Genomic DNA, 12,919 nt, shown 5'->3' with positions numbered 1-12,919 from the left:
ATAAGGGGTGCGTGTTTATAGTGCCTCTGGTTTAAAAATTCTGAGTATTGCGGTAACTCGAGGTTAGAATATACAATAGTACATATAGATACAGGGGCGGTGAGAGTGTTGAAAGAAATTAAATGTGAATGTGGACATGTTAATCCGATAGGAACCGTTTTTTGTGAAGCTTGCGGGAAACCATTTGAAAGCAATGAAAATGCAAAACTATTGGATATGCGCTATGAGGGGAGTGCACGGAGATCTCTCACGCAGACAAAAACGATAGTCGATAAAATTTGGAGCTTTTTCTCTTCTGTAAAAGTAGGTGTATGGCTAATCGTAATAACTTTAGCTGCATCAGCGATAGGAACTATTTTTCCGCAAGAAATGTACATAACTCCAGGTATTGCACCAGCTGAATATTATAAACAAGAATACGGATTTTTAGGACAATTATACTATCAATTAGGGTTTAATAATTTATACGGTTCATGGTGGTATATGATTTTGATTGCTTCTATCGGTATTTCACTTGTGATATGTAGTTTAGACCGCGTTATTCCACTTTATAAAGCTTTAAAAAAGCAAGGCGTAAAAAGACATCCTAGTTTTTTAAAGAGACAGAGATTATATGGGACTGGTACACCGCAAGAAGGTGACCTGGAAAGAGTGCAAGAGAATTTAAAGAAAAGAAACTATAACGTGAAAGTGGAAGACGGAAACGTTTTAGCAGAAAAGGGACGCTTCTCGCGTTGGGGTCCATATGTAAATCATATCGGTCTTATTATCTTTTTATTCGGTGCGATGCTTCGTTTTTTACCGAGTATGTACGTAGACGAAGCACTTTGGTTACGTGACGGTGAAACGAAAGAAATACCAGGGACGGATGGACAATACTACTTAAAAAACGAGAAATTTATAAAAGAAGTTTATGATAAAAGTAAGGACAAGGAAGTTTTTGATGAAGCGATTGATCGTGTAGGCGATAAAATGATTGCGAAAAACTTCCAAACGAATGCCGTATTATATAAAGCGGTAGGAGAAAATATAGCAGGACAAAAACCGAAATTAGAAAAAGTAAAAGAAGCGGAAATTCGAGTGAATGAACCACTGAAATTTGATCAATTTGCAGTGTATCAAGTTTCTTATAAAGAAAGTGAATTTAAAAGTATGTCCTTTAACTTGCAAAATAAAGAAAATAATCAAAAGTGGGGACCAATTAAAGTAGATTTAACGAATCCTAAGGAAAAATATGATTTAGGAAATGGTTATTCTCTAGAACTATTAAGCTATTTTCCTGATTTTTATTTTGATGAGAATGGAAAACCAAATACAAAAACGAAATTACCAAACAATCCTGCATTTGTATTTAAAATGTTTACACCTGAAACACCAGATGGTGAAGTGAGTTTTGTTGGTATTCAGCAAAATATAGAACCAGATGGAAACAACAAATATAAAATGTCGTTTGCAGGTGTTGAAATGCAAAATGCAACAGCACTTACTGTAAGAAAAGATTTAACGCTTTGGATTCTCGGCATTGGAGGATTTATATTTATGGTTGGTGTCATTCAAGGTATGTATTGGAATCATCGCCGTATTTGGATACAACGTGTTAATGATGAATGGTGGATTGCAGGGCATACAAATAAAAATTGGTTCGGTTTAAAGAAAGATATTGAAAGAGTAATAGAAGGTACAGCAATTCCACAGCCAAATGATAAAGTAATTGATAAAAAAATTAGTTAAGGTGGGGAAACGATATGGTGCAAATAAGTAGTAACTTTCTCTTTACCGCATTTATTTTATATTTAATTGCGACTCTATTTTTTGGGGGAGCCATTAAAGAAAAGGGTCATAAATGGGCAAATGTAGGAATAACGATTACAATTTTAGGGTTTATAGCACAAACAGTATATTTTGTTACAAGGTGGATTGCATCAGGGCATGCGCCAGTTAGTAACTTTTTTGAATTCGGTACATTTTTCGGCATGATGCTTGTAGGAGCATTTATTGTTATGTATTTTATGTACCGTGTAAGCATAATCGGTCTATTTGCATTACCAGTTGCGCTTTTATTAATTGCCTATGCAAGTATGTTTCCGAGGGAAATATCTCCGCTTATTCCATCTTTAAAAAGTAATTGGTTACATATTCACGTGACGACTGCAGCAGCAGGACAAGCCATTTTAGCGATTAGTTTTATTACAGGCGTTATGTATTTATTGAAAAATGTAGATCAATCGACGAGAAGTAAACGTACATTTTGGCTAGAGACGGTAGTATTTACACTTGTTTGTACAGTTGGATTTATTGGGGTAACAACGGTATTTTCTAGTATGAAATATGAAGCGAAGTTTCAATGGATTGACAAAAATGAACAGCAAGCGGAAATGAAGTACAATCTTCCGGCTTTAGTTGGACCGCATGAAGGGAAGTTACTGACAGAAAATAAATTAGAACCGGCAGTTGAAGTTCCAGCAATTGTAAATGCGAAAAAATTAAATACTGTTATTTGGTCAGTGTTAGTTGGAACATTACTGTATATTGTATTAAGACTTGTTTTACGGAAGCGAGTATCGGCGGCACTTCAGCCGTTAGTAAAGAATACGAATAGTGATCTACTAGATGAAATCGGATATCGATCTATTGCAATTGGATTCCCAGTGTTCACATTAGGAGCGTTAATTTTTGCGATGATTTGGGCTCAAATAGCGTGGACGCGCTTTTGGGGCTGGGATCCGAAAGAGGTTTGGGCACTTATAACGTGGCTCTTTTATGCTGCGGTACTACATTTACGATTATCTAAAGGGTGGCATGGAGAGAAATCAGCTTGGCTTGCAGTAATTGGTTTTGCAATCATTATGTTTAACTTTATTGTAGTAAACTTAATTATTGCCGGTTTACATTCATATGCATAGAGAAATAAAATAGGGGAGTGCATGTCACTTTCCTATTTTATTTTTGTCAACTTTTCTTCTTTTTTGAGAAAAACATGACAAAGTAGCGGTTGATTTTGTAAAATGATGTCGAGGACATTATATACTGTTCAAAAAAAATACATAGTTTTGGAAAAAAATTGAACAAAATTTATTATTCTTGTGAAGCATAATATGGGAAGTGAAACATTTAGAAGATTGCTTAAATAAACAAGAATAGCGCAACATAATAGTTAAAGAAGGGTAGGTGTGAACCGCTGAGGTGAGAGTGCGCAGCGGGTAGAGATGGAAAATGAATCAAGAATTTTAATTGTAGATGATGAGGATCGTATTCGTCGTTTATTGAAAATGTACTTAGAAAGAGAACAATATACGATTGAAGAAGCAGATAATGGTGATACAGCTTTAGAAATGGCGTTGCAAAATGATTACGATTTAATCTTATTAGATCTTATGATGCCTGGTAAAGATGGCATTGAAGTATGTAAAGGGGTTCGTGAGAAGAAAGCGACACCAATTATTATGCTGACAGCAAAAGGTGAAGAAGTAAATAGAGTACAAGGATTTGAAGTTGGAACAGATGATTATATTGTAAAGCCATTTAGTCCACGTGAGGTCGTACTACGTGTGAAAGCGGTATTACGTCGTGCTGTACCAACAACATTCTTTACACAAGATACAACGACAAAAGATGTTACTGTATTCCCGCACTTAACAATTGATAACGATGCACACCGTGTTACTGCAGATGGTAATGAAGTAAACTTAACGCCGAAAGAATATGAGTTACTATTATTTTTAGCGAAAGCTCCTGATAAAGTATTCGATCGTGAGCAACTGTTAAAAGAAGTATGGCAATATGAATTCTTCGGAGATTTACGTACAGTTGATACACATGTAAAGCGTTTACGTGAGAAGTTAAGCAAAAAATCACCAGATGCTGCGAAAATGATCGTTACTGTTTGGGGTGTAGGTTACAAATTTGAGGTTGTGAACGACTGATGCTTTGGAGAAGTGTAGTAGGGAAGTTATGGATGACCATATTACTTCTCGTTTCGTTTGTTCTTGGATTTGTTGCGATTTTACTTTCACAGTTTTTTAGAACGTATTATGTTGATATGAGTGAAGCTAGGCTTCAAAAAGTTGCAACAAGTGTTTCAGAGTTAATTGAAGAAGGTGCCGATGTAAAAACGATTGAGAATATCGCTTACAAATTCTCTGACCCACTTTCAAGGATTATTATTGTAGAAGATGGTAAAGAAATCTCTTCTTCACCGAAACAAGAAGGGTTAGTCACTCTTACAATGGATGACTTAAAAGAAGATAAAGAATTATCGGCTGTGTTTACAGACAAAAAAGAAATTAAGAATAATATTAGAAAAGCGTCTAATAGTAGGAAGAATAAAAACACCGAAAATGATATTATGATCGTCGGAAAACCAGTGCAATCAAAAAATCAAAGTGCAGTGTTCGTATATGAATCTTTACAAGTACCGATACAAGGTATGGAAAGAACAACTGATTTTATTTTCTTATCGGCTGGAATTGCGATCATATTAACAACTTTCTTTGCGTTCTTCTTATCTACTCGGATTACAGCACCGCTTCGTAAAATGCGTGAGGTTGCTTTTGAAGTGTCACGTGGGAAGTTTGATGCAAAGGCTCCTATGGTATCTCAGGATGAGATTGGTGAGCTTGCAACGGCCTTAAATCAAATGGGAAAACAGTTGAAGTTTAATATGAACGCCTTGCAACAAGAAAAAGAGCAGTTAGCAAGTATTTTGAGTAGTATGGCAGATGGGGTTATTACGTTAAATCAAGAAGGTGAAGTCGTTGTAATCAATCCGCCGGCCGAACATTTCTTACAAGTTTGGCAAGAAGAAAAAGAGATAGAGTTAAGTAAAAAATTACCTTCTGAACTTGTGGAATTATTCCATCTCGTTGTAGAAAGCGAACAACAACAAGTTGTTGAAATTAATTTACAAAAAGGAAACTATGTAGTTCTTATGACGCCGCTTTACAATCAAACGAAAATTCGTGGAGCTGTAGCAGTGCTGCGAGATATGACGGAAGAACGTCGTCTTGAAAAGATGCGTCAAGATTTTATTGCGAATGTATCACATGAACTTCGTACACCAATGGTCATGCTGCAAGGGTATAGTGAAGCGATTTTAGATGATATTGTGCAAACGAAAGAGGAAATAGATGAGTTTGTTCAAATTATTTATGATGAATCTGTTCGTTTAGGTAAACTTGTAAATGAATTGTTAGATTTAGCTCGTATGGAAAGCGGTCATGTAGAGTTACATATTGGTGAAGTGGATATACATCCGTTTGTTGAAAAAATTGGTCGTAAATTCCAAGGGATTGCAAAGGATAAAGAGGTCGCGTTAACGGTTGATTTCAAAGATCCAATTGAACAATACCCGTTTGATGCAGATCGTATGGAACAAGTATTGACGAATTTAATTGATAACGCAATACGTCATACGAATGCAGGCGGACATGTAACGCTTGTAATTGATACGAAAAATAACGGTCTTATTTTTGAAGTACAAGATTCGGGTGCAGGCATTCCAGAAGAAGATATTCCATTTTTATTTGATCGTTTCTATAAAGCTGATAAAGCAAGAACACGTGGGAAAAAGGGTGGAACAGGACTCGGGCTTGCGATTGCGAAAAATATTGTTCAAGGCCATGATGGTAAAATTTCTGTATCAAGTGTTGTTGGAGAAGGAACTACATTCTCTGTATATTTACCGAATCGTATAATTTAGATATGCGTTTTTAAAGTTGATAATGAATAAAGTTCTGCTGTTTTTTATTTTTTTGTAAACTCAATTAAATAAAGAATGGTAGAACTTTTTTCTATGTTGCTCGAATAAAGAATAACAAGAGAGGTGCTGTGAAGAAATGAAATTATATACAAAAACAGGAGATAAAGGAACGACAAGTGTAATAGGTGGCAGGGTTGATAAAGATGATATCCGTGTGGAAGCGTATGGAACAATAGACGAGGCAAATTCTCATATTGGATATGCAATGACTAAGCTTCAAGGTGGGGCTTTTATAGATATTTACAATGAGCTCGAAAATATTCAACATGAACTATTTGATTGTGGAGGAGACTTGGCAATAGTGGAACAAAAAATTCCTTATAAAGTGACAATTGAGATGGTTGAAAGTTTAGAAAGAAAGATTGATTTATATATAGAAGAAGCCCCGCCACTAGAACGCTTTATTTTGCCAGGTGGTAGCGAGGCGGCGGCTACTATTCATATTGCACGTACTGTTGTAAGGAGAGCAGAACGCTCTATAGTATCATTGCAAAAAGAAGTGAAAATAAATGAAGTTGTATTAAAGTATGTAAATAGATTATCTGATTATTTGTTTGCGATAGCTCGAGTAATAAATGCCCGATTACAAGTGAAAGATGTGGAGTATAACCGTAGTGCATTAGTTTTTCGTGATAAAAAAGAGAAGGAAGTGGAGTAATTCACTTTCTTTTTTTGTATACTTTTTTCTGTAATATACCAAAATAGAGAAGGTATGGTGGTAATTAGAAAACGGAGGATGTATATGAAAGTTTTAAAATGCGGTGTCATGTTATTGAGTATACTGTTTGTATCTCAATTACATGTTTATGCAGAAGAAAATCGATGGACATGGCCTGTTGAAGGTCAGATAAGTGATTATTTTGGGACAAGGCATGGAAAACACTATGGTGTTGATGTAGCTGCGCCGATTGGAACGCCTGTGGCAGCTATCCAAGATGGTAAGGTAACGAGGTCTTATTATTCAAGTAGTTATGGAAATGTTGTATTTATTAAACACGGAGAATATGAGGCTGTATATGCACATTTAAATAAGAGATATGTGAATCAAGGAGATTATATTTCCAAAGGAGAAAAAATTGGAGAAGTAGGGAACACGGGAGAATCGCGAGGTGCGCACTTACATCTAGAACTTCATCAAGGAAGATGGACGATGGCGAAAAAGAATGCGATGAACCCATTGCTTGTTTTAAGTGAACAAAGAAATGAAGTTGTTTCTTCGTCATTATATGTCGTACAAAAAGGCGATACTTTAGTTAGTATTGCACGGAAATTTAGTATGACACTTAAGGAAATTAAAGAAAAAAATGGATTGCAGCAAGAGCTAATTTATCCTAATCAACAATTATATGTTAAGTAAAGGAAACGCCTCAAAAATTAAACTTTGAACAAATTTATGTTCTTTTTAAATAAGATTCAATGTAAATGAAATTATATGGGCGCTTTTGCTAGAACTATTGAGTGAATCAGAGCATCTATATCTAAAAGAAAACCGTCCCAAAATTTATTTTGGGACGGCTTCTTTTACCAAAAAATAAAGACACATATAAATCCAGAAATAGCTAAATAGCTATATAAGTAAAAAACTTTTGTTCTTGTTTTCTCTTTTGTTCGAAACAGTACGATAGTCGGTTCAATTAAACCGATTGTCAAACAAAGTAGGCCAAGAAGCATACAACCAATCGAAATAGAATACAGGGCGATTTGTGGTGCTTGAAATGGAATCATCCATTTTAATAAAAATGCAATAAGTGCAGTGTAACAAATACTACCGATGTATTTATTCAGTGGTGTATTAGAACGAAAACCAGGAAGTTTTTTTAAGAAAGAGCGGGAAACAACTTCTGTTTGTAAAGATGTATGCTCTTCAATAATTTTTTGAGCTTCTTTTCCTTTTTGAAAAAGAGATAAGATCCAATTTCGCTCACCCTGAAAAATAAATTGAGAAGTTGTCAAATAGTGATCAATCTTCACTTTATTCCAACTCTTCCACGGATGACGCTCACACAATTTTAATTTACTTTCTGTTTTTTTATCATACTGATAAATACTGATGCCATCTTCATCGAAAGTAGCATAGTATGTCTCGTTTGAGAATGTGCCTAAATCAATTGGGCAGTAGAAAAGTAATTCTTTTTTTAAGTAAAAGTATTCTTTTCTTAAGTTTTTTTTCATTGCTTCTCGAATAGAATGTCTCTTGTCTTTTTTCATGACATTTCCTCCATAACTCAGAAAATGTTCTTATCTTAACAATTCAATATCTTATCACTTTTAATTATATATGACTAGGTAATTCAAAAGAGAAATGCCGAATAATAAAAAATATGGATTGTATTGTAAAATATCTCGCAATTTATTTTTTGTTACGAAAAATAAATAACTAATTTTAAATAAGTTACAATTTTTTAGTTCACAATGTTATGAGGTTGTTGTATAATGAAGGGGAAAATAGAATATCGGTCTATCTTCGGGGCAGGGTGAAAATCCCGACCGGCGGTGATGAACTATTTATGATTTTGTTCTAAGCCCGCGAGCCGTTAAGGCAGGATTTGGTGTGATTCCAAAGCCGACAGTATAGTCTGGATGGGAGAAGATGGAGGTTCAAGCGTTCAAAAAAGATATGGATTTGAACGTCTGTTTGATGTGCCTTAAATTCTCCCTTTGTGTAAAACACAAAGGGTTTTTTCGTTCTATGAAAAAATAGGCATAGCAGAACCTTTCCACTTTCCATGAGATGATCGATGGAAAAGGAGAGAGAAAGATGAAACAAAAAAACAGTGTAGTGCAGATGGTGAGTGTAGCGATGCTAAGTAGTATTGCATATTTACTAATGATGTTGGATTTCCCGTTCCCAGGGCTTCCGCCATTTTTGAAAATTGATTTTAGTGATGTACCAGCTCTAATTGCAGCAATTATCTTTGGACCAGTAGCAGGAGTGATTGTAGAGGCGATAAAGAACATTTTACATTACGGGATTCAAGGAAGTTTAACGGGAGTACCAGTTGGAGAAATTGCAAACTTTATTGCAGGATGTTTATTTATTGGACCAGCAGCTTTCTTATTTAGAAAGTATCGTACTGTGAAGAGTTTAACTACAGGATTAATGCTAGGGACAATTACAATGGCACTTATTATGAGTGTATTAAACTACATCATCATATTCCCGGCTTACACTTGGTTTTTAAATTCACCGGCTATGTCTAGCGAAGCTATAAGAACAACGGTTGTAACGGCGATCTTACCATTTAATTTAATTAAAGGGATTGTTGTAACAATTGTATTTGTAGCATTATTCTCACGCCTGAAAGTATGGGTGTTTGCAAAAATGAAAAATGCATAATATATACTAAAACCATTAGTAGTGTGAAACTACTAATGGTTTTTTATTAAGGAAAATAAAGTTTAGATACAAAAAATGCCCCTCATCAATATGAGGGGCATTTTTTGAAGTTAATAAAAGACTATTCGAATTTTAAAGCGTCTCCGTCGAATGATTCGTCAGCAACTTTAATTGAGTCAGTTGGACAGCCTTCGAATGCATCCATCATATCTTCAATTAATACATCTGGAATTTCAACGATACCTTGGTTATCATCTAATGTTACAAATGCAATACCTTCATCATCATAGTCATAAATGTCTGGTGCAGCAGCGCCACAAGCACCACATGCAATACAAGTATCTTTATCAACGATTGTATATTTTGCCATCTTTTTTCCCTCCTGATAATATGTATGTGAAAAGCTCGCCATAAAAATTATAACCTTATTGTAAAACGGTTTGTAAAACTTTTCAACATAAAATTATAATGATAATGCTTATCAATTAGAGTGTCAACTTATTTTTGAATTATGTCATAAGATTTTCAAAATACGTAAATATGATTTCGTTTGATACAATAGAATATATACAAGTATATAGTTCTTATATGATAAGTTTAATGAGCGACAGTAGATAGTGTAATTGTACTGAAAAGAATGAAGTTAAGATTGGAAGGTGGAAGCGGTCATGCAAATACAATATACTTTGTTGCATTGTTTAAAACAATTGAATGGTGAAAGAACCGTTTCTTCTATTTATTATTTACTAAAGGGCAAACGTTCTTCGCAAACTTTACAAGATGGAAATATGTTCCGAATTTCTTTTTTGTTCGGAATATATAAATCATTAAATAGAAATGACTATGATGGTGAAGTTGCAAAGTTGTTGCAAGCGGATTTTATTCAAGAAATACATGAAAATACATATGTGTTAACACCTACGGGTAAAATGCAGTTACATAAATGGGAGGAAGTTTATGCTTTTCCGGCGCATTTGCATGGTTTACATTATGGTGAATTAGGTGAAACATTTTGGAAAAGATTATCATTAATTATTCAAACCATATCAAATTTACAACAGAATAATACGAGGTTTATTCCAATTCAGCAAGATACAGAAATAATGATGTGGGTGAAACGTTTTCTAACAGGAAGGCCATATAAGAGAAGTGAGTTGGCGAGAAAACTATGGACGGAAGTACATAATCTTTTAGAAAAGAGTAATGCGATAGAAGCGACGATTGTAACATATCGATTAACAGGTTATGAACGCATTGGTTGTACATTGCAACAATTAGCAGAAATTACGAAACAAGATATATTCAGGGTGTATTTTTTATTTTGGGGTACAATACATTTCTTTATACAAGAAGTTCGTGATAAAGAAAATGAATTTCCACTATTAGCTGAAATTATATCTTATCCAAATGAGAGAGCTGAATTATTTAGTTTATCCACGAAAAAAACATATAATTTTTGGAGACAAGGACGTTCTTTAGAAGAAATAGCGACGATTCGGAATTTAAAGGTTGCAACGATAGAAGATCATTTTGTTGAAATTGCTTTGCGAGAAAAAGATTTTTCTATTGAAATGTTTATGGAAAAAGAAAAGATAGACAAAGTAATAAAAGTAATTGAAGCATTGCAAACGCGGAAGTTACGTGTTTTGAAACAAGCGGTTGGAGAAGATATCTCTTATTTTGAAGTTCGTCTTGTATTAGCGCGGATGGAGGGTGTAAATGAAACTTGAAGAATATTTATATAAGTGGTTTGGATATTCTGAATTTCGTCCAGGTCAAAAAGGAGTAATTACAGATTTATTAGAAGGAAAAGATGTGATAGCAATGCTTCCGACTGGAAGAGGGAAATCTATGTGCTATCAGTTTCCGGGGCTTATGCGAGAAGGAACAGTGCTTGTTGTATCACCGTTATTATCTTTAATGGAAGATCAAGTGACACAATTAAAGTATGTTGTGAAAAACCGAGTGATAGCATTTAATAGTTTTCGGACATTAAATGAAAAAAGAGAAGCGATGAAAAAATTATCTTCATATAAATTTATTTTTGTTTCACCAGAGATGTTGCAGTCGGAGTTATTAATTAGGGAATTGAAGAAAATTCATATTTCATTATTTGTTGTTGATGAGGCTCATTGTATTTCTCAATGGGGTTATGATTTTAGACCGGACTATAAAAAACTAAATGTAGTTATTGAAAATATTGGTTCTCCTACAGTATTAGCATTGACAGCCACAGCGACAAAAGGGGTACTGCAGGATATCGCAGATAGTTTAAATTTAAAGGATGCCGCGGAACATGTATACTCTATTGATCGTCCTAATATTGCAATGGATGTGCAATTTGTAGAGACGATAGAAGAAAAGAAAGAGGCGCTTTTAGAGCAGGTGATGTATTTACAAGGGCCGGGGATTGTATATTGCTCAAGTAGAGCGTGGACAGAAAGGTTAACGGAATACTTGAGAGGGAAAGGTGTTACTGGTGTAGCTTTTTATCATGGTGGTATGGAACATGAAGAGCGTATGTTAATTCAACAGCAGTTTATGAACGATCAATTGCAACTTGTAATATGCACAAGTGCATTTGGTATGGGGGTAAATAAGGCGAATACGCGATATATTATTCATTTTCATTATCCAACTAATATAGCCTCTTACTTACAAGAAATCGGAAGAGCTGGAAGAGATGGCGAACCGAGTATAGCTATTTTATTATGTAGTCCGTTGGATCATGATTTACCAATTTCAATCATTGAGGATGAATTGCCAAGTAAGTCACAAATACAATTTTTATTTTCTTTACTACAAGAAAGAATGTTTCAAACGAAGGAATTACCAATAGAAGATGTAGAAGAAATTTGTTATAATGCAGCAAGATTTAATGAGCAATATTGGCGTTTCGTTCGTTATCATCTCGAACAGGTTGGAATTATACAACAACGAAGATTATTATTAGAAGGTTTGTCAGATGAAATCATGAACCGATTAATAGCTGAAGTAGAAATAAGGTTGCGTAATAAATATAGTGAGCTAGAAAATATGAAGTCATGGATACAAGTTAAAGGGTGTAGACGTGAATATGTGCTGCAACAGTTCGGTTATAGGAAAGAGCAAGAGTTAATGAATTGCTGCGATTATTGCGGTATTACCAAAGAAGATTATAAAAAAAGACGAGCGCAACAATCGGATTTCGACTATAATTGGGAAACAGAGTTACAAAAGCTTTTCGGCCTAGAAAAGATGGGGGAATGATGAACATTCAAAGGCATAATGTTGAAGATATGAGTCCGCAGGAAATAAGGCTGAATCTATACATAACACAGTTAATTATTATCGGTATTGGCTGTTTACTGGCATATATATTATTTCAAGATGTAAAAGAAGTCTTTAATTTATGGAAATGGGAACCAGTATCTATACTTATTATAGGTGGTTTGTTAGCGATTGGTATTGTGTTATTAGATTATGTTGCAATGCGAGTGTTTCCGGAGTCTTGGTTTGATGATGGTGGTATTAACGATAAGATGTTTCGAGGAATGTCCGTTCTACACTTACTCGTTATTACGTTCTTGATTGGTTTTGCAGAAGAATTTTTATTTAGAGGTGTAGTACAGACTCATTTTGGAATTGTAATTGCGAGCTTCGTATTTGCAGTGTTACATATTCGTTATATAACAAAGCCATTTTTGTTTTGTTTCGTCTGTTTCATTAGTTTTGTCTTTGGTTATGTATTTGAATGGACAGGAAATTTGTTTATAACAATCTTTGCACACTTTCTTGTTGATTTTATAATGGGACTCCAATTAAGAAAATAAATGGAAGGTGGT

General features: G+C 34.5%; 12 protein-coding genes and 1 riboswitch. Of the genes, 10 read left to right on the top strand and 2 right to left on the bottom strand.

Annotation, left to right across the window (positions count from 1 at the left end; all coding sequences use genetic code 11):
• Nucleotides 1–105: 105 nt before the first annotated feature.
• The 6 genes from resB (at nt 106) to HMAS_RS16800 (ending at nt 7,115) form a co-directional block, all read left to right on the top strand.
• Nucleotides 106–1,731, top strand: coding sequence for a cytochrome c biogenesis protein ResB (gene resB, locus HMAS_RS16825; protein ID WP_000910523.1), 1,626 nt, complete (start codon nt 106–108; stop codon nt 1,729–1,731).
• Between the two features lie 14 nt (nt 1,732–1,745).
• The gene (gene resC / locus HMAS_RS16820; protein WP_000250079.1) at nt 1,746–2,903 is read left to right on the top strand and encodes a cytochrome c biogenesis protein ResC; all 1,158 of its coding nucleotides are present in this window, start codon (nt 1,746–1,748) and stop codon (nt 2,901–2,903) included.
• A gap of 303 nt (nt 2,904–3,206) precedes the next feature.
• A complete protein-coding gene (resD, locus tag HMAS_RS16815; RefSeq protein ID WP_000426861.1) occupies nt 3,207–3,923 on the top strand; it encodes a DNA-binding response regulator ResD in 717 nt (238 codons plus the stop codon).
• The gene (resE, locus tag HMAS_RS16810) at nt 3,923–5,698 is read left to right on the top strand and encodes a sensor histidine kinase ResE (protein ID WP_000964687.1); all 1,776 of its coding nucleotides are present in this window, start codon (nt 3,923–3,925) and stop codon (nt 5,696–5,698) included. Before resD ends, resE begins: the two co-directional genes overlap by 1 nt.
• Nucleotides 5,699–5,834: 136 nt before the next feature.
• Nucleotides 5,835–6,416, top strand: a complete 582-nt coding sequence (locus HMAS_RS16805; RefSeq protein WP_000781266.1) for a cob(I)yrinic acid a,c-diamide adenosyltransferase — start codon at nt 5,835–5,837, stop codon at nt 6,414–6,416.
• A gap of 84 nt (nt 6,417–6,500) precedes the next feature.
• Nucleotides 6,501–7,115, top strand: coding sequence for a peptidoglycan DD-metalloendopeptidase family protein (locus HMAS_RS16800; protein ID WP_000866123.1), 615 nt, complete (start codon nt 6,501–6,503; stop codon nt 7,113–7,115).
• 164 nt (nt 7,116–7,279) lie between these two features.
• On the opposite strand, the gene HMAS_RS16795 is transcribed toward HMAS_RS16800, so the two are convergent.
• Nucleotides 7,280–7,966 carry a hypothetical protein gene (locus HMAS_RS16795; RefSeq protein WP_000710837.1) on the bottom strand — a complete coding sequence of 229 codons (687 nt, stop codon included), beginning with the start codon at nt 7,964–7,966 and terminating at the stop codon, nt 7,280–7,282.
• A 248-nt stretch (nt 7,967–8,214) separates the two neighbouring features.
• Nucleotides 8,215–8,354, top strand: a riboswitch (FMN riboswitch).
• A 162-nt stretch (nt 8,355–8,516) separates the two neighbouring features.
• Here HMAS_RS16795 and HMAS_RS16790 point away from each other — a divergent pair.
• Entirely contained in the window at nt 8,517–9,095 is a 579-nt protein-coding gene (locus tag HMAS_RS16790; protein WP_000810856.1) for an ECF transporter S component, read from the top strand.
• 121 nt (nt 9,096–9,216) lie between these two features.
• Here HMAS_RS16790 and HMAS_RS16785 read toward each other — a convergent pair whose 3' ends face one another.
• Nucleotides 9,217–9,465, bottom strand: a complete 249-nt coding sequence (locus HMAS_RS16785) for a ferredoxin (protein ID WP_001151993.1) — start codon at nt 9,463–9,465, stop codon at nt 9,217–9,219.
• Nucleotides 9,466–9,763: 298 nt separating this feature from the next.
• Here HMAS_RS16785 and HMAS_RS16780 point away from each other — a divergent pair, with 298 nt between their 5' ends.
• From HMAS_RS16780 to HMAS_RS16770, 3 genes are read left to right on the top strand one after another with little or no spacing between them, the layout of a single operon-like run.
• Nucleotides 9,764–10,825: a helix-turn-helix domain-containing protein gene (locus tag HMAS_RS16780; protein WP_001167004.1), complete on the top strand. Its 1,062-nt coding sequence runs from the start codon at nt 9,764–9,766 to the stop codon at nt 10,823–10,825.
• On the top strand, nt 10,815–12,344 hold the full coding sequence (recQ, locus tag HMAS_RS16775) for an ATP-dependent DNA helicase RecQ (RefSeq protein ID WP_000762971.1): 1,530 nt from the start codon (nt 10,815–10,817) through the stop codon (nt 12,342–12,344). Before HMAS_RS16780 ends, recQ begins: the two co-directional genes overlap by 11 nt.
• On the top strand, nt 12,344–12,907 hold the full coding sequence (locus tag HMAS_RS16770; protein ID WP_001025780.1) for a CPBP family intramembrane glutamic endopeptidase: 564 nt from the start codon (nt 12,344–12,346) through the stop codon (nt 12,905–12,907). The genes recQ and HMAS_RS16770 overlap by 1 nt, the downstream gene beginning before the upstream one ends.
• The last annotated feature ends 12 nt before the right edge of the window (nt 12,908–12,919 follow it).

The organism is Bacillus sp. HMA207, assembly GCF_003402455.1.
Classification (GTDB): domain Bacteria; phylum Bacillota; class Bacilli; order Bacillales; family Bacillaceae_G; genus Bacillus_A; species Bacillus_A cereus.
This window is presented reverse-complemented; position numbering and strand designations above follow the sequence as displayed.